The sequence below is a fragment of the Rhizorhabdus sp. P4_G5 genome (assembly GCF_056401065.1).
The window spans coordinates 20611-38513 of record NZ_JBFUKB010000011.1 but is presented as its reverse complement, the minus strand read 5'-3'; the positions used below and the strand labels follow the sequence as shown (position 1 = coordinate 38513).

The 17903-nt window shown below is 65.9% G+C and carries 14 protein-coding genes; 9 read left to right on the top strand and 5 right to left on the bottom strand.

Annotated features, from left to right (window positions below):
* Positions 1-4 precede the first annotated feature (4 nt).
* From AC1DQK_RS16935 to AC1DQK_RS16925, 3 genes are all read left to right on the top strand, one after another.
* Positions 5-3157, top strand: a complete 3153-nt coding sequence (locus AC1DQK_RS16935; protein WP_477872643.1) for an efflux RND transporter permease subunit — start codon at positions 5-7, stop codon at positions 3155-3157.
* Positions 3154-4605, top strand: a complete 1452-nt coding sequence (locus AC1DQK_RS16930) for an efflux transporter outer membrane subunit (RefSeq protein WP_477872641.1) — start codon at positions 3154-3156, stop codon at positions 4603-4605. The genes AC1DQK_RS16935 and AC1DQK_RS16930 overlap by 4 nt, the downstream gene beginning before the upstream one ends.
* Before the next feature lie 66 nt (positions 4606-4671).
* Positions 4672-5064 carry an EF-hand domain-containing protein gene (locus AC1DQK_RS16925; protein WP_477872639.1) on the top strand — a complete coding sequence of 131 codons (393 nt, stop codon included), beginning with the start codon at positions 4672-4674 and terminating at the stop codon, positions 5062-5064.
* Between the two features lie 24 nt (positions 5065-5088).
* Here AC1DQK_RS16925 and AC1DQK_RS16920 read toward each other — a convergent pair whose 3' ends face one another.
* Together AC1DQK_RS16920 and AC1DQK_RS16915 are read right to left on the bottom strand one after the other, a co-directional pair.
* Entirely contained in the window at positions 5089-7179 is a 2091-nt protein-coding gene (locus AC1DQK_RS16920) for a malate synthase G (protein ID WP_477872915.1), read from the bottom strand.
* 116 nt (positions 7180-7295) lie between these two features.
* A complete protein-coding gene (locus tag AC1DQK_RS16915) occupies positions 7296-8924 on the bottom strand; it encodes a helicase HerA-like domain-containing protein (protein ID WP_477872637.1) in 1629 nt (542 codons plus the stop codon).
* 127 nt (positions 8925-9051) lie between these two features.
* Between AC1DQK_RS16915 and AC1DQK_RS16910 the strand changes: the two genes are divergently transcribed.
* Positions 9052-9345: a plasmid stabilization protein gene (locus AC1DQK_RS16910; RefSeq protein ID WP_477872635.1), complete on the top strand. Its 294-nt coding sequence runs from the start codon at positions 9052-9054 to the stop codon at positions 9343-9345.
* A gap of 33 nt (positions 9346-9378) precedes the next feature.
* On the opposite strand, the gene AC1DQK_RS16905 is transcribed toward AC1DQK_RS16910, so the two are convergent.
* On the bottom strand, positions 9379-10926 hold the full coding sequence (locus AC1DQK_RS16905) for a peptidoglycan DD-metalloendopeptidase family protein (RefSeq protein WP_477872633.1): 1548 nt from the start codon (positions 10924-10926) through the stop codon (positions 9379-9381).
* Positions 10927-11139: 213 nt separating this feature from the next.
* Here AC1DQK_RS16905 and AC1DQK_RS16900 point away from each other — a divergent pair, with 213 nt between their 5' ends.
* From AC1DQK_RS16900 to AC1DQK_RS16880, 5 genes are all read left to right on the top strand, one after another.
* The gene (locus AC1DQK_RS16900) at positions 11140-13689 is read left to right on the top strand and encodes a helicase-related protein (protein WP_477872631.1); all 2550 of its coding nucleotides are present in this window, start codon (positions 11140-11142) and stop codon (positions 13687-13689) included.
* Positions 13661-13957, top strand: coding sequence for an RNA-binding S4 domain-containing protein (locus AC1DQK_RS16895; protein ID WP_477872629.1), 297 nt, complete (start codon positions 13661-13663; stop codon positions 13955-13957). The genes AC1DQK_RS16900 and AC1DQK_RS16895 overlap by 29 nt, the downstream gene beginning before the upstream one ends.
* Positions 13958-14097: 140 nt before the next feature.
* Positions 14098-14436 carry a ferredoxin FdxA gene (fdxA, locus tag AC1DQK_RS16890; protein ID WP_477872627.1) on the top strand — a complete coding sequence of 113 codons (339 nt, stop codon included), beginning with the start codon at positions 14098-14100 and terminating at the stop codon, positions 14434-14436.
* A gap of 229 nt (positions 14437-14665) precedes the next feature.
* A complete protein-coding gene (locus tag AC1DQK_RS16885) occupies positions 14666-15184 on the top strand; it encodes a CarD family transcriptional regulator (RefSeq protein WP_340314861.1) in 519 nt (172 codons plus the stop codon).
* Positions 15185-15314: 130 nt separating this feature from the next.
* Positions 15315-16028, top strand: coding sequence for a head GIN domain-containing protein (locus tag AC1DQK_RS16880; protein WP_477872625.1), 714 nt, complete (start codon positions 15315-15317; stop codon positions 16026-16028).
* Here the strand turns inward: AC1DQK_RS16880 and AC1DQK_RS16875 are convergent.
* The gene (locus AC1DQK_RS16875; protein ID WP_477872623.1) at positions 16021-16428 is read right to left on the bottom strand and encodes a DUF1489 domain-containing protein; all 408 of its coding nucleotides are present in this window, start codon (positions 16426-16428) and stop codon (positions 16021-16023) included. The genes AC1DQK_RS16880 and AC1DQK_RS16875 overlap by 8 nt on opposite strands.
* 31 nt (positions 16429-16459) lie before the next feature.
* A complete protein-coding gene (gene mgtE, locus AC1DQK_RS16870; RefSeq protein ID WP_477872621.1) occupies positions 16460-17866 on the bottom strand; it encodes a magnesium transporter in 1407 nt (468 codons plus the stop codon).
* Between the last annotated feature and the right edge of the window lie 37 nt (positions 17867-17903).

The following is a 17903-nucleotide window of genomic DNA, read 5'->3' as shown; positions in this document are numbered from 1 at the left end:
CAGCATGATTTCGCGCATCTTCATCGATCGACCCATCTTTGCGTGGGTCATCGCCATCGTGATCATGCTGGTCGGGCTTGGCGGGATGTTCAGCCTGCCGGTCTCGCAATATCCCGACGTCGCGCCGCCGACGATCAATATCCGCGCCAACTATCCTGGCGCGTCGGCCGAGACGATCGAATCGAGCATCACCCAGATCATCGAGCAGCAGCTCACCGGCATCGAGGGGCTGCTCTATTTCTCTGCCACGTCGAGCTCGGCGGGTTCCGCCAATCTGTCCGTCACGTTCGAGAAGGGCGTCGACCCCGACATCGCCCAGGTCCAGGTCCAGAACAAGGTTCAGCAGGCGCTGCCGCGGCTCCCGCAGCAGGTGCAGCAGCAGGGCATCGTCGTCACCAAGTCCAACGCCGACTTCCTGATGGTCGTCGCCCTCTCTGACGAGAGCGACCGAGCGAGCAGCCGCGATCTCGCCGACTTCATCGTGTCGAACCTGCAGGACGAGATCGGCCGTTTGCCCGGTGTCGGCGACTTCAACGTGTTCGGCTCGCAATATGCGATGCGGATCTGGCTCGACCCGTTCAAGCTGTCGGCCGTCGGGCTGACGCCGGCCGACGTCACCGCCGCCATTCAGGCACAAAATGCGCAAGTCGCGGCCGGCCAGATCGGCGGGTTGCCATCGCCCGGTACGCAGATGCTCAATGCCATCGTGAACGCGCGATCGCGGCTCACTTCGGCCGACCAGTTCGAGAAGATCCTCGTCAAGACCCAGACCGATGGCTCGAAGGTATTGCTGCGTGACGTTGCCCGCGTCGAACTCGGCAGCGAGAATTACTCGGTCAGCGGCCGGATCAACGGCCATCCCGGCGCCGGCATCGCCATCCTGCTCGCACCGGGCGCCGACTCGCTGAAAACCTCGGCGGCGGTACGCGCGTTCGTCGCCGACGCCGCGAAACAGTTCCCTCCTGGCTACACCTACCAGATCGTCAACGATTCCACGGCCTTCGTGAAACTGTCGATCGAGGAGGTGGTGAAGACTCTGACCGAGGCGATCATCCTGGTCGTCATCGTCATGTTCCTGTTCCTGCAGAGCTGGCGGGCGACGCTGATCCCCGCCATCGCGGTGCCGGTCGTCATCCTCGGCACCTTCGGCGTGCTTGCCGCAGCCGGATTCTCGATCAACACGCTGACGCTGTTCGGACTGGTGCTGTCGATCGGCCTGCTGGTCGACGATGCGATCGTGGTCGTCGAAAATGTCGAGCGCGTGCTGGAGGAGGAGCCCGACATCACGCCGCGCGAGGCAACGATCAAGTCGATGGCCGAGATCAACACCGCGCTGATCGCGATCGCAATGGTGCTCTCCGCGGTGTTCCTGCCGATGGCGTTCTTCGGCGGATCAACCGGCGTGATCTACAAGCAATTCTCGATCACCATCGTATCGTCGATGGTGCTGTCGGTGCTGGTCGCGCTGATCTTGTCGCCGGCCCTGGCGGCAACCCTGCTCAAACGGACCGACAGCCAGGCCAGGGCGGCGCGCGGCGGGCTGATCGGACGGGCCTATGGCTATGGCGACCGGTTCAACGCCTGGTTCGGGCGCACCTCGCACCGCTATCGCAACCAGTTGTCCAGGCTGTTCGGTCACGCCCGCACGGCGATGGTCGTCTTCATTGTCCTGGTCGCCGCACTTGCCTTCCTGTTCTTCCGCCTGCCGACGAGTTTCGTGCCGAGTGAAGATCAGGGCTACGCCCAGCTGCAATTTACCCTCGCGCCGGGCGCGACATTGTCGCGCACCGATGCGGTCGTCCGGCAGATCGAGGCATATTTTGCCGAGTATCAGCCGAAGAATGTCGCCGGCGTCTTCACGGTCAGCGGCGCCGGCCCCGGCGGCCAGGCCCAGAATGTCGGCCGCGGCTTCCTGTCGCTCGCTCCGTGGGACGAGCGCAAAGGAGCGGAGAACAACGCCGATACGATAACGCGCAATGCCACCATGAAGCTGTCCTCGGTGCGGGATGCCCAGATCTTCGTCGTGACCCCGCCTCCGCTCCGCGGCCTCGGCCAGTCTTCCGGCTTCACCATGGAGCTGCTCAACAGCGGCGGTCTCAGTCGTAAGGAGTTCAAGGCGCGGCGCGACCAGCTGCTCAAGGACGCCGCCGCCGATCCCGATCTGCAGGCGGTGCGGCAGAACGGCCTCGAGGATGCGCCCACGCTGGCGGTCGACATCGACCAAGAAAAGGTCGGCGCGCTCGGCATCAGCCAGTCCGCGGTCGACCAGACCCTGTCGATTGCCTGGGGAGGCACCTACGTCAACGACTTCATCGATCGCGGCCGCGTGAAGCGGGTCTATGTCCAGGGCGATGCGCCCTATCGCAGCCGGCCCGAGGATCTCGCCAGCTGGTACGTGCGCTCGACCACCGGACAGATGGTGCCTTTCTCGGCCTTTGCCACGGTACACTGGACGCAGACGCCCAACACGCTGTTCCGGTTCAATGGCTCGCCGGCCTATGAGATCAATGGTCAGGCCGCGCCCGGTCAGAGTTCGGGACAGGCGATGGCGAAGATCAGCGCGATCGCTGAAAAACTGCCGGGCACCGCGGTCGCCTGGTCCGGCCTGAGCTTCCAGGAACGGCTCTCGGGCGGGCAGGCGCCGCTGCTCTATGGACTTTCGCTGCTCGTCGTCTTCCTGTGCCTGGCAGCGCTCTATGAAAGCTGGTCGATTCCGATGGCCGTGATGCTCGTCATCCCGCTCGGTTTGATCGGCGCCACCCTGGCGGTGCTGCTGCGCGGCCTCGAGAACGACATCTATTTCCAGGTCGGCCTGCTCACCACGATGGGGCTGTCGGCGAAGAACGCCATCCTGATCGTGGAATTCGCCGAAATGGCCGAGCGGCAGGGCAAGACCCCGGTCGAGGCGGCGCTGGAGGCGGCGCGCATTCGCCTGCGGCCGATCCTGATGACCAGCTTCGCCTTCATGGCGGGCGTGCTTCCCCTTGCCATCTCGACGGGCGCCGGCGCCAAGAGCCGGGTCGCCATCGGCACGGCGGTGCTCGGCGGGATGTTTACGGCGACGGCCTTGGCGATCTTCTTCGTGCCGCTGTTCTTCGTGCTCGTCCGCACCCTGTTCCCCGGCAGACCCAGATATGATGAGGAGGCGGGCGCGTGAACCGCGGACTTGCCGCCCTGGCCGCCTGCACCGCGTTGACGGCCTGTAGCCTCGAGCCCGCCTATCATCGGCCGGTGCCTGCGATTCCCACAGCGCTGCCGGCGATCGGCCAGAGCGAGGCCGCCCCGGGGGCGCTCAGCTATCGCGACATCTTCCGCGACCCCAAGCTGGTCGCGCTGATCGACAGGGCGCTGGCCGGCAACCAGGACCTGAAGGCCGCGCTGGCCAATGTCCAGTCGGCGCGCGCCCTGGTGACGGTGGCCCGGGCCGACATCCTTCCCACCCTCGACGCCTCGGCAGGCGTGACGACCGGCGAGAATTCCACCGCCTCCCGCTCGGCCAGCGGTCAATCCAATTCAGGCGGGCGACGCACGACCTACAGCGCCGATCTCGGGGTGAGCTGGGAGATCGACCTTTTCGGTAGGCTGCGCAGCTTGAGCAACGCCGCGTTCAACCAATATCTCGGCAGCGAGGCCGCGCAGCGCGGCACCCGGCTGAGCGTAGTGGCCGGCGTCGCCAATGCCTATCTGACCCTCGCCGCCGATCGCAGCCTGCTTGCGATTGCCGGGGAGACCCGCACCAGCGCTGCGAGGGGCGTCGAACTGACGCGCTCGCTGCTGCAGGGTGGCATCGCGCCGCGCACCGACCTGCGCCAGGCCGAAACGATATTGTCGGAGGCCGAAGCCGACCAGGCGAGCCTCGAGACCGCCGTCGCGCAGGATCGCAACGCCCTGGAGCTGCTGGTCGGGGGTCGCGTCGGCGACGAGCTCCTGCCCAGCTCGATCGAGAGCGTCGACGGTTTGCTGGCAGAGGCGCCCGCAGGGCTCGATTCGTCGATCCTGCTGCGCCGGCCCGACGTCGTCGAAACCGAATATGGCCTGCGCGCAGCAAACGCACGGATCGGGGCCGCTCGCGCAGCCTTCTTCCCCCGTATCGGCCTGACCGCGCTGGCGGGCTTCGCCAGCAGCGCGCTTTCGAGCCTTTTCACGGGCGACGCCTTCACCTGGAGTGTAGCGCCTTCCGCCACGCTGCCGATCTTCGACGGCGGCGCGAATCTCGGCAATCTTCGCTATTCCAGGGCACAGCGCGACCTGGCCGTCGCGAATTACCAGCGCGCGATCCAGGCGTCGTTCCGCGACGTCGCCGATGCGCTGGCCCGGCGCGCCACGATCGATCGCCAGCTTGCCGCCGCCGCCCGCCTCGACGCCGCCGCCCGTGACTCGCTGTTCCTGGCCAATGCGCGTTATCGGGGCGGGGTGGACCCCTATCTCAGCCTGCTCGATGCCCAACGCACCGCCTATGGTGCCGCTCGCACGCTGACGTCGACACGACTGGCCAAGGCGCAGAACCTTGTGACCTTGTACCAGTCGCTCGGCGGCGATCAGTTGATCGATACGCTTCCCTCGCCCCGCGGCGGCAACCGCGCGAAAGCCGAAGACGTCCGATAGGCAAGCTGTTCAGGCCATCGTCAGCTGTTTCGGCATAGCGATGGGCTTTGGCAATGGGATCGACCGATGAACAGGACGATATTCGCCGTGATCGCGATCGCGGCTGCCGCACCGGTGCAGGCGGGCCTCCAGCTCGGCGAGCGCCCGATCTCGCGCAGCGAGGTCCTCGCCACCGTCAAACAGCAATTCGCCGAAATGGACCTCAACCATGACGGCGCGATCGGCCCTGAGGAGTTCGAGCGATATCGCGAGCGGCAGGAGGCGATGCCCGACCAAGGCCGCGGACTCACCCATATCGGCCGCAGCTGGTTCGATCGCAGTGATGTCGACGCAAACGGCCGGATAAGCCTGAACGAGGCTGAAGCCCGGCCGCTGGAGCTGTTCGACCTGGCCGACGCGAACCGCGACGGCATGGCCAGCGTCGCCGAGCAGTCTGTGGCCAGCCTGTTCGTCAAATAAGTCGCGCGCCGCAGGGCGCTGCGCTTATTCGCCCTTCACCCGACGCCGAAAGCGATGCAGCAGCGGCTCGGTATAGCCGTTGGGCTGCTCGACACCCTCGAACACCAGTGCGCGGGCAGCCTGGAAGGCCAGGCTAACATCCTCGTTGCCGCCCATCGGCCGGTAGAGCGGATCGCCCGCATTCTGCGCGTCGACCTTCACCGCCATGCGCTTGAGCGCAGCGTCCGCCTCGGCGCCCGAACAGACGCCGTGCAGCAGCCAGTTCGCCATATGCTGCGCCGAGATGCGGAGCGTCGCGCGATCCTCCATCAGGCCGACATCATGGATGTCGGGCACCTTCGAACAGCCGACGCCCTGGTCGATCCAGCGTACCACATAGCCGAGGATGCCCTGGGCATTGTTGTCGAGTTCGGCGCGGATGTCGTCCGGCGTCCAGTTCTGGCCCCGCGCGACGGGGATGGTCAGCAACCGGTCGAGGCTGGCGGCCGGCTCGGCTTTTCGTTCCGCCTGGCGTGCGAACACGTCGACCTCATGATAATGGGTCGCGTGCAAGGTCGCCGCGGTCGGAGATGGTACCCAGGCGGTGTTGGCACCGGTCTTCGGATGGCCGATCTTCTGGGCCAGCATGTCGCCCATCTTATCGGGTGCGGCCCACATGCCCTTGCCGATCTGCGCCTTGCCCGAAAGCCCGCAGGCGAGACCGATCTGGACGTTGCGGTCCTCATAGGCCGCGATCCAGTCGCTGGTCTTCATGTCGCCCTTGCGGATCATCGGGCCGGCCCGCATCGACGTGTGCATCTCGTCGCCGGTGCGGTCGAGGAAGCCGGTGTTGATGAACATGATGCGGTCCTTCACCGCATGAATGCAGGCGGCGAGATTCGCCGAGGTGCGGCGCTCCTCGTCCATCACCCCGACCTTTATCGTGTGGCGCGCCAGACCGAGCATATCCTCGACCGCGTCGAACAGGCGGTTGGTGAGCGCCGCTTCGTCGGGTCCATGCATCTTCGGCTTGACGATATAGACCGAGCCGGCCGCACTGTTGCGGAACTGCCCGGTGCCCTTGAGGTCGTGCATGGCGATCATGACGGTGACGATCGCATCGAGAATCCCCTCGGGCGCCTCGCTACCGTCGGCGAGCTGCACCGCGGGCGTCGTCATCAGGTGGCCGACATTGCGGACGAACAACAGGCTGCGGCCTGGCAGCGTCAAGGTAGAGCCATCGGGCGCGGTGTAGCTGCGGTCTGCGTCGAGGCTCCGGGTGACGGTCTTGCCGCCCTTGTCGAAGCTGGCCTCGAGATCGCCCTTCATCAGGCCGAGCCAGTTGGCATAGGCCGCGACCTTGTCCTCGGCGTCGACCGCCGCGACCGAATCCTCGAGGTCGCAGATCGTCGTCAACGCCGATTCGAGCACCATGTCGGCGATACCGGCTGGGTCGTCCTTGCCGATCATGTGGCTTCGATCGATCACCAATTCGATGTGCAGGCCGTTATGCTTGAACAGCAGGTTGTCACCCGCGCGGCCGACCAGCTGCGAAGGATCGGCCAGCTGCGGCTCGCCGCCCTGCCAGTTGATCCAGCTGCCCGATGCGAGCGGCACCGTCTTGTCGAGGAAGGATTTCGCCCAGGCGATCACCTGTGCTCCGCGTGCCACGTCATAGCCCTTGCCGGCCGCCGCGCCGGGAATGGCGTCGGTGCCGTACAGCGCATCATAGAGGCTGCCCCAGCGCGCATTCGCCGCATTGAGCAGGAAACGCGCGTTGAGGATCGGCACGACCAACTGCGGGCCGGCAGTGGTCGCGACCTCGGCATCGACATTGGCCGATCCGACAGAGAAGGGAGCAGGTTCCGGGACGAGATAGCCGATCCCCTTCAGGAATGCCTTGTAGGCGGCCATGTCGATCGGCTTTCCGGCCTGCTCGACATGCCAGGCGTCGATCTTTTGCTGGATCGCATCGCGCTGCGCGAGCAGGGCGCGATTTTCCGGCGAGAAGCGGGCGTAGATGTCCGCCATGCCGGCCCAGAATGCATCCGGCGACAGGCCGGTACCGGGCAGAGCCTTGTCCTCGATGAAGCGGACGAGCACCTCCGCAACCTTCAGCCCCGCCTTGTCGATCATCGCCGTCATCGCCGCCTCGCTTTAAATGAAGGTGGTCCGCTTAGCGCACCCTGCGATTTGACACTATGGGGATAATATTCAAAGCATCTGTTCCGTGGCAGAACAAATGCAGCGGTCTATTTGAACAGGCCACCGAGAATCCCCCGCACCAGCTGGCCGGCAATGCCGCTCGATCCCCGCCGGCTGCCGCCAAACACCGCGCGGCCGAGTTCGTTGGCGACCTGGCGCCCTACCGACGACGCCGCCGCACGCGTCGCCGACTGGATGGCGCGATCCACCCCCGAAGGCTTCGCCGCTTCGCGCGCGGCAATGGCGTCCAGCCGTGCCTGCTCCTTCAGCGCCTGTTCCTGCTGCTTCGCTTCCACCTTCGCCTGGACCGCCGCAGCCTTGTCGGATTCCGCCTGCGCCTTGGCAGCCTGCGCGGCGGCCGCCGCCGCACTGCCCCGCGCCGCCAGGATTTCCTGCGCCGACTCCCGGTTGATGCCCTCGTCATATTTACCGGCAACCGGGGAGATCGACTGGATGACAGCGCGTTCCTTCGCGTCCAGCGGCCCCAGCCGCGAGCGCGGCGGCGCGATCAGGGTGCGCTGGACGATGCTGGGCGATCCATCCTCCTGCAGCACCGACACCAGCGCCTCGCCGACCTTGAGTTCGATGATCGCCTTGGCGACGTCGAGGTCGGGATTGATCCGGAAGGTCTGTGCGGCGGCCTCGATCGCCTTCTGATCGCGCGGCGTGAAGGCGCGCAGCGCGTGCTGGACGCGGTTGCCGAGCTGGGCGGCGACGTCCTCGGGCACGTCGATGGGGTTCTGCGTGATGAAATAGACGCCGACGCCTTTCGAGCGGATCAGCCTGACGACCTGCTCGATCTTGTCGGTCAGCGCCTTGGGCGCATCCTCGAACAGCAGGTGCGCCTCGTCGAAGAAGAAGACGAGCTTCGGCTTGTCCGGATCGCCGACCTCGGGAAGCGTCTCGAACAGCTCGCTCAGCAACCAGAGCAGGAAGGTCGCATAAAGCTTCGGGCTCTGCATCAGCTTGTCGGCGGCCAGGATATTGACATAGCCGCGGCCCTGATCGTCGAGCCCGAGAAAGTCATGGATGTCGAGCGCCGGTTCGCCGAAGAAATGCGCGCCACCCTGGCTGTCGAGTTGGAGCAGCTGGCGCTGGATCGAACCGACGCTGGCCTTGGTGACATTGCCATAGCGCGCCGAGAGCGCGTCCGCATTTTCGGCGCAATGTGCCAGCATCGCCTGGAGATCGCCAAGATCGAGCAGCAGCAGCCCTTCCTCGTCGGCATAGCGAAAGGCGACGTTGAGCACGCCTTCCTGGACTTCGTTGAGGTTCATGAGCCGGGCGAGCAGCAGCGGCCCCATTTCCGACACGGTGGTGCGGATCGGATGGCCCTGCTCGCCATAGAGATCCCAGAACACCGCCGGATTGTCGCCCCATGTGAAATTTTGCAGCCCGATCTCGGCCGCGCGCGCGACCAGCTTGTCGGAATTTTTCGCGGTCGGCGACCCTGCCATCGCGATCCCCGCGAGATCGCCCTTCACGTCGGCAAGAAACACCGCAACGCCGGCGGCGGAGAAATTCTCCGCGATACCCTGCAAGGTGACGGTCTTGCCGGTGCCGGTAGCGCCAGCGATGAGCCCGTGGCGGTTGGCGCGGCGGAGATTGAGATGCTGCGGCTGGGGCCCCGCAGGGCTGGGGCTGGCACCGAGGAAGATCCCTTGCTCATCGATCATGCCGCTCTCCTGTGATGCCGAAGCTGCAGGTTTAGCGGGCAACATCGGCAAGCGGAAGGCGGCAACGCGCGGGATATCACCCTCTCCTGAGGCGTTTACGCTCTCAACCCCAGCAGAGGAGGCGGACATGCCGCGCGGAGACAAGGATGCTTATACCAACAAGCAGAAGCGCAAGGCCGAGCATATCGAGGAAGGCTATGAAGATCGCGGCGTCCCGAAGAAGGAGGCCGAGCGCCGGGCGTGGGCGACGGTGAACAAGGAGTCGGGCGGCGGCAACAAGTCGGGCTCCGGCCGCGGCAAGCCCGACACCCATGTGTCGTCCTCACGAGGTGGCAAGGCGCATAAATCGGGCTCAGCCGAGCAGCGGTCGGCGGCAGCGCGGAAGGGATGGGTCACGCGGCGCAAGAACGCAGCGGCTTGACCAGCGGCCTGACCAGACTGCCCGACAATCGGCTCAGCCCCTTTTCGGTTTGTCCTTGCCCTTGGCCTCGGCGCTCTTTTCGGCCTTGGCCGGGCCGTTCCCGTTGGCGATGCGCACCGACAGGAGGTTGCTGAGCTTCGCCTTGAAATTGGCGAGGTCCCGGCCGCCCAGCTGTTGGACGGTGGTGAACTTCATCGAGGCGGGGTTTATCGCCTGGCCATTGCGGAACACCTCATAATGGAGGTGCGGCCCGGTCGAGAGGCCGGTCGAGCCAACATAGCCGATCAACTGGCCCTGACGCACCCGCTCGCCGGGCTTGGCGATGATCCGGCTCATATGGGCGTAGCCGGTCGAGATGCCGCCGGCATGGTTGAGCCGGACATAATTGCCATGTCCGCCGTGACGGCCGGCGAAGCTGACCACGCCATCAGTCGCCGCCACGATCGGCGCGCCCATCGGGGCGCCGAAATCCATGCCCTGGTGCATGCGCGAGAAGCCGAGGATCGGATGGAAGCGCATGCCGAAGCTCGAGGTCAGGTGCCCGAGCACTGGCTGGCGCATGACGCCCTTGGTCTCACCGACGCCATTGGCTTCATACCATTGATCGCGGCCGCCGCTGCTCCACTTGAGCATCTGGACCTTCTTGCGGCCCTCGGTGATGCCGGCGAACAGCAGGCTGCCGATCTTGACCTCGCCGGTCTCGGCGCGGGCATGCTCGATGATGGCGTCGAAGCGTGCGTCCGAGCCGATGCCGCGCAGCGACAGCTTCTGCGACACCGCCTTGATGAAGGCCTCGATAGCATCGCCGGGCACGCCGGCGGCGCGGGCCGATTGATAAAGGCTCGAGCCGACCCGGCCCTGGATGCGCAGCGGCGTGTTGTCGACCGCGATCGGAATGCGCTTGAGACGGAGCTGCCCATCGATCCGCTCGAGCGCGAGCTTCAGGTCGAAGCGGGCGCGAAAGCCGAGCATTTCAAGCGGGCGCGGATCGGTCTTGACCGCGCGGCGGCCGAGCACGAGATCGATCCGGGTCCCCGCCTTGATATCGTCCAGCGATACCGCATCGGACACCAGCGTCGAGACGGTCCTGGCCTCTTCACGCGAGACGCCCGCCCGCTCGAGCACCCGGCCGAAGCCGTCGCCCTGGCCGATGGTCGCCGAGAGGTCGACCCGCGGCCGTTCCGGCGTATCGGTGAGCGGCTCGACCGCGCTGGTGGCGGCCAGTCGGCGGCCGGTATCGGCGCCGAGACCGAGCGGCGCGATCGAATATGCGCGAGCTTGCTCGTACTGGCCGGCGCTCATCGGCGCTTCCGCGGCAAAGCGGATCGGTTTGAACGTCGGCGTCATCATCCCGGCGGCAGTGCACAGGCCGAGACAGGTGAATAGGCCGCGATACCATTCGCGCGAGCCGATGCGCGCGCCGAGGTCGACGACCAGATCCGCGCCGGCCAGCCGGTCGATCGGCCCGTCGATGAGGCGGCCGATGCCCTGCAGGCGCCCGGGCGTGACAAGTGTCAGCGCGCGCCCGCCGCCCGAAGCATAGCCCTCCGTTGGGAATCCCTGGCCGCTGCTTTGGAACAAAGCCCCCGCCCCTTCTCAAAAAACGCTTATCTATTTGCCCTGGCGAGACATTTTCGCATTAGGCAGGATCAGTCTGCCTCGTCATGGTTAATGTCAAACTAATGCCGCGCGCCTGCGTGGCGTTATGCGACGAGTCGAGTCTTTTATACCCATGAGTCGAGTCGCGGCCGTTTCGAGCTTGCGTTCGTATCATCGGCTGCCAATCTTGCCTTCATGTCCAACTTCGCCACGCAGCCGGTTGTCGCCGTGCTGGGGCCGACCAACACCGGCAAGACCCATCTCGCGATCGAGCGGATGTGCGGCCATTCGAGCGGCATGATAGGCTTCCCGCTGCGATTGCTGGCGCGCGAGGTCTATGACCGGGTCGTTGCGATCAAGGGAAAGGATCGGGTGGCGTTGATCACCGGCGAGGAGAAGCTGCTTCCGCCGCATGCGCAATATTATCTGACGACCGCGGAATCGATGCCGCTGGATCGCGAATTCGCGTTCGTCGCGCTCGATGAGGCGCAACTCGCCACCGATCCCGAGCGCGGCCATGTCTTCACCGATCGGCTGCTGCGCGCGCGCGGCCGCGAGGAGACGATGATCCTCGGATCCGAAGCGCTGCGCCCGATGGTCCGCGCGCTGGTTCCGAAGGCCGAGATCATCGGCCGGCCGCGCTTCTCGACGCTCAGCTATGCCGGCGCGACCAAGCTGTCGCGGCTGCCGCCACGCTCCGCGATCGTCGCCTTCTCGGCGGAGGAGGTCTACGCCGTCGCCGAGATGCTGCGTCGCCTGCGTGGCGGCGCCGCCGTCGTCATGGGTGCGCTGAGCCCACGCACCCGGAACGCGCAGGTCGCGATGTTCCAGGCTGGCGAAGTCGATTATCTGGTGGCGACCGATGCGATCGGCATGGGGCTGAACATGGACGTCGCGCATGTCGCCTTCGCCTCGCTGCGCAAGTTCGACGGGCGACGGGCGCGACGGCTGACCATCTCGGAAATGGCGCAGATCGCCGGCCGCGCCGGCCGCCACCAGCGCGACGGCACCTTCGGCACGCTCGCGCTCGAAGGCAACAGCAACGCGCGCTTCGAGGATGAGGAAGTCGACGCGATCGAAGCACATGTCTTCCCGCCGATCGACCATCTCTACTGGCGCGAGGGCCAGCCTTCACTCGCCAGCCTGGATGCGCTGATCACCGACCTCGAGCGGCGCCCCGACCGGCAGGTGCTGCGCGCTGCGCCACAGGCGATCGACCTGGCCGTGCTCAAGCGGCTCGCCGAGGAAGATTGGGTGCGGGAGCGGGCATGCGGCCAGGCGATGATCGCCCGGCTATGGGCGGCGTGCGGCCTGCCCGACTTCCGCAAGACGGGCCCCGAACCCCACAGCCGGCTGGTCGCGCGCGTCTTCCGCCATCTCAGCGAAGGCGATGGACATCTGCCGGTGGCCTGGTTCGCCGACGAGCTCGCCCGCCTGGACAGCGTGCAGGGGGACGTCGAGACATTGGCCGATCGCATCGCCGGGGTCCGCACCTGGGCCTATATCGCGCACCGCGTCGGCTGGCTCGCCGATGCCGAAACCTGGGCGGAGCGGACTCGCACGCTCGAGGAAAAGCTGTCCGACGCGCTGCACCAGCGACTGACCCAGCGTTTCGTCGACCGGCGGACGTCGGTGCTGATGCGCGATCTGGGGGCGAAGGGCGGCGAACTCATGCTGCCGGTCAAGGTCGACGACGAAGGCACTGTCACCGTCGATGGCGAACCGATCGGCCGGCTGATCGGCTTCCGCTTCAAGGCCGATCACCTCGCCCGCCATGGCGACATGAAACGGCTGATGGCGGCGGCGGAACGCCGTCTCGGCGTCGAGCTCGCATCGCGCGCGCGGCAGCTCGCCGCCGACCATGACAGCCAGTTCAGCCTGGCCACCGATATCGGCAGGCCGGTGGCGATCTTCTGGCGGGGCGACGTGGTGGCACGGCTGGAGAAGGGCCGCACGCTGTTGACCCCGCGCATCCGCCTGCACCGCGCGCTCGACCCGCTGGCAGCCGCCGATCGCGCGGGCGTGGAACAGCGGCTCGCGGCATGGCTCGAAAGCCGCATCCAGCGGGAATTGAAAGCGCTCTCCCGCTATTTCGAGGCGGCGCGCGATCCCGCCTGCCCAGCATCGCTTCGCGCGCTCCTATCGCCGCTGGCCGAAGCGGGGGGGATCATCTCCCGCACGGCCGTGGCGTCGGCAATCGAGCATCTCGATCGCGACGGCCGGTCGCGGGCCGAGCGGCTCGACGTCAAGATCGGTACGCTCGACGTCCATTCCCCAACCTTGCTGAAGCCCGAGCCGACACGCTGGCGGATCGCCCTGTTCGCAGCCGCCGAAGACCAGGTGATGCCTGAATTGCCCGTGCCCGGCGCAGTCTCCATGGCCACGCCGGCCGAGGCAGCCGCCTGCGAGGCGATGGTGCGCGCCGGCTATCGCGCACTGGGGGCGCAGATGCTCCGCGTCGACCTGGTCGAGCGGCTGGCGCGGATCGCGCACGACTCCCGCTCCGGCCGGGCGCCGTTCACGCCCGATCCCGGCCTCGCCACGTCGCTCGGGCTGCGCCATGCGAGCTTCGCGCAACTGATGCTGGCCCTGGGCTTTCGCGCGACGCCGCCCGGCCAGCCGGAAGCCTGGGTGTGGAAGGGCAAGCGCGAGCCGCGCAAGGAGAATGGGCGCCGGCCGGGCAATGCCTTCGGTGCGCTGGCCGACCTCTATCCCAATGGCGGCACTGGAAATGCGGCTCGATAAGTTCCTCTGGTTCGCGCGGTTGACCAAGACGCGGCGGCTGGCCCAGGAGATCGTGGCGGCGGGCCATCTGCGGATCGACGGACGGGTGGTCGATCGCCCGCATGCCATGGTGGCGGCAGGCAATGTGTTGAGCTTTCCGCTGCACGGCCGGGTGCGGGTGATCCGCATCGAAGCGCTGCCCGCGCGGCGCGGCCCCGCTCCGGAGGCGCGCCTGTGCTACACCGATCTGTCGCCGCCGCCTGTTGACGAGGGGCCGGCTGCAACCTAACGGAGACCCGTTCATCACGACTTCGATCCCGCCGCATCGAGCAGCCTGGGATCGATCGCGATATTTTTGCAAGGCTGATCGACGTTAGTGGCCGAAGCGCAATGCGCTCCCACTAAGGTGTTCGGCCCAAGGGAGTAGCAATGACCTACGTCGTCACCGATGCCTGCATACGCTGCAAGTATATGGACTGTGTGGAGGTTTGCCCGGTCGACTGCTTCTATGAAGGCGACAATATGCTCGTCATCAACCCGAGCGAGTGCATCGACTGTGGCGTCTGCGAACCCGAGTGCCCCGCCGAAGCGATCCTTCCCGATACCGAATCGGGGCTGGAACAGTGGCTCGAAATCAACACCTCATTCTCGGCGCAATGGCCGAACATTACACGCAAGCGCGAAGCTCCCGCCGACGCCGACGAGTTCAAGGGCCTCGAAGGCAAATATGACAAATATTTCTCGCCGGAGCCCGGCCAGGGCGACTGACGCCCATATTATGGCGAGATAAATCGCCTGAAATCGCACTCCGCGTTGGCGAAATGCCCAAGATGCTGGCTTTTCGCATATAAATGTGTTACAGGATTCGTACTCGGGCGCGATCCAACCGCGCCCGCAACAAGGAACCTGTGATCCGCTGTGTCAGGATCGCCGTCGGCCGCCGCGGGGAAGGCGAGTCTGGCGGACCTGTACGGCATCCCAACGAAAGGTCTGCTAAATGGCTGCCAAGGCGCTGAGCTTCGTCGTCGGCGATTATGTCGTTTACCCCAAACATGGTGTCGGCCGCGTGGTCGAACTGCAAAGCCAGGAAATTGCCGGAGCCAAGCTCGAACTCTACGTGCTGCGCTTCGAGAAAGAGCGCATGACGCTGCGCGTTCCGACCAACAAGGCGGAAGCCGTCGGCATGCGCAAGCTGTCGTCGAGCGTGACGATGGGCGAGGCCCTCACCACGCTCAAGGGCAAGCCCAAGGTCAAGCGCACCATGTGGTCGCGCCGTGCCCAGGAATATGAAGCGAAGATCAACTCCGGCGACCTGGTGTCGATCTCCGAAGTGGTGCGCGACCTGTTCCGGGCCGACGACCAGCCCGAGCAGAGCTATTCCGAGCGCCAGATCTTCGAAGCGGCGACCAGCCGCCTCGCCCGCGAACTCGCCGCGATGGAAGCTGTCGATGAGCCCTCCGCACAGGAGAAGATCCTGGACATCCTCCGCAAGGCAGCGGCGATCCACAACAAATAAGCTTTCCGGCCTGCCGGAAGCACGCAAGGGGCGGTCCTTCGGGGCCGCCTTTTTCGTTTTGGCGGCAAGCGCTTGCGATCGAAGCTCCTCTTCCGTATTATATTAGCAATACAGTATGGAAAGAACCGCCATGCGCTTATCGATCGCCAGCCTCGCCGCCCTGTCCCTCGTCACCGCCGCCTGTCCAGCGGCCGCCGCCACACGCCCCTTTCCGGTACCGGGCTTCTCGAAGCTCCGCGTGGAAGGCCCTTATACGGTTCGCGTCCACACGGGCACCAAGCCATCGGTCATCGCGCGCGGGCCACAGGCGCAGATCGACAAGCTGACCGTCGAATCGCGCGGCGATATGCTGGTCATCTCCACCGAGAAAAGCTGGAACTGGCGCAACATGGGATGGGGCAAGAGCGAGACGGTGTCTATCGACATCGGCGTGCCGATGCTCGACGCCGCCACGCTGGCCGGATCAGGCGAAATGAATGTCGACATGATCCGAGGCAGCGACTTCATGGCCGCCCTGACCGGATCGGGCAACCTGTCGATCGCGCGGCTCGAAACCAGCCGGTTGAAGGCGGTCGTCGCCGGATCGGGCGAGCTGAGCATCAACGGCCGCACCGGCCGTGCCGAGACGTCCGTTCAGGGGTCGGGCGACCTGCGCGCGGGAGCGCTCACCGTCGGCCTGCTCAATGCGTCGGTCACGGGGTCCGGCGATATCGCGGTGGGCCCGACCAAGGTTGCCAGAGCGAATGTCGTGGGCTCCGGCAACATCATGATCGCCGGTCGGCCGAGCTGCACGAAGAACAAGGTCGGTTCAGGCGATATTATCTGCGGCGACGGGGTCAGATAAGGCCGAGCGTCGCCAGCTCGGCGTGCAAGCCCGCCGGAATGCGGGTGCCCGCATCGTCGCCCGCCGCCAGGTCGCGGGGTATGTCCGCGGCGGTGATGTAGCGCCAGCCCTGATGCGCGCGGCGCGGGCGCGGTTCCACCTCGATCAACGTCGGCGCCAGGACGATCCCGCAGCGGCCGCCCTCGATTTCCTCGAAACCGAGCAGCGGCTGACGCAGGCCGAAGCGATGCTGCGATATCCAGAACAGCGATCCGCCCACAAGCTCTTCGGCCCGCTTCGGCCGGTAGCGGGTCGACAACAGGATGTTCTCGCCGCGCTCGATCCGGTCCGCCAGACGCGCCCGCAGCACATCGAAACTGTCGCAACCAAAGGCGATCTTGGTCAGATGAAGTTCGCTCATCCCGGCAATATCGGCATCGCCCCCAAACGGATCAACCGTGCAATCCCCACAAGGCCGCCAGGCCGAGGAACGAGAAGAAGCCCATGACGTCGGTTGCAGTCGTGACGAATACGGCGGAAGACACCGCCGGATCGGCGCCGGCTTTGTCCAGGCCCACCGGCACCAGGATTCCGGCCAGGCCTGCTGTGATGTTGTTGATCACCATCGCCAGGCAGATGACGATGCCGAGGTCGCGATTGCCGTAGAGCAAGCCGACGGCAAGTCCGATCATGGCGCCAAGGCACAGCCCGTTCATGACCGCAATACGCAGCTCCCGAAAGATCATGCGTTGCGTATTCGACGAGGTGAGCTGGTTCAGGGCCAGCGCGCGCACCGCCACCGCCATGGTCTGGGTTCCGGCATTGCCACCCATGCCGGACACGATCGGCATCAGGACGGCGAGCACCACCAGGCGCGAGATCGTGCCCTGGAACAGGCCGACCACCGATGCCGCTATGATGGCCGTGCCCAGATTCACCACCAGCCAGGACAGCCGCACCTTCACGGTCTCGAACACGGGCTCGTTGATGTCGCCATCGCCGGCGCCCGACAGCTTGAGGATATCTTCGCCGGCCTCTTCCTGAATGATGTGCACCACATCATCGACAGTGATCATGCCCACCAGCCGACCAGCCGGATCGACCACGGCCGCCGAGATCAGCGCATATTTCTGGAAGCGCAGCGCGACTTCCTCCTGGTCCATATCGACCGGGATCAACGTCTGCTCGCGCTGCATCACATCGCTGATCAGGATCTTGCGCGGCGTGCGCATCACCCAGCTCAGCTTGCAGGTGCCGATCGGATGATGCGCCGCATCGACAACGAATATTTCCCAGAAGTCGGTGGTGAGATCCTCGTTGCGGCGCAGATAATCGAGCACGTCGCCGACCGACCAATGTTCGGGCACCGCGATCAGATCGCGCTGCATCAGCCGGCCTGCCGATTCCTCCGGATAGGACAGCGCCTCTTCGATCGCGGCGCGATCGTCGGGCTCCATCGCGCGCAGCACCGCGCGCTGATCCTCCTCCTCGAGCTCCTCGATGATCGCGACCGCGTCGTCGGTTTCGAGCTGGGTGGCGATCTCCGCGACCTCATGCGGCGCCAGCGCCTCGATCAGCTCTTCGCGGACCCACTCGTTCATCTCGGACAGGACGTCGCCATCGAGCAGCTCGGCGATCGCGGCTGCGATCGGCTGGCGCATATCCTGGGGCGCCAGTTCGAACAGGTCGGCGATATCGGCGGGGTGAAGCGGCCTGACAAGCGCACGTGCGCCTTCGGCATCGCCTTCCTCCACGCACGCGATCACGGCATCGACGAAGCTCGATTTCAGCCGGTCGTCAGCATCGTGAAGCGCCTCCGCCGGCGCGGGATCGGCGGACTCAATGTCGGTTTCGCTCATGCCGTCCTCCGCGCTTCGGGCCGGGTACTCGGCTGGC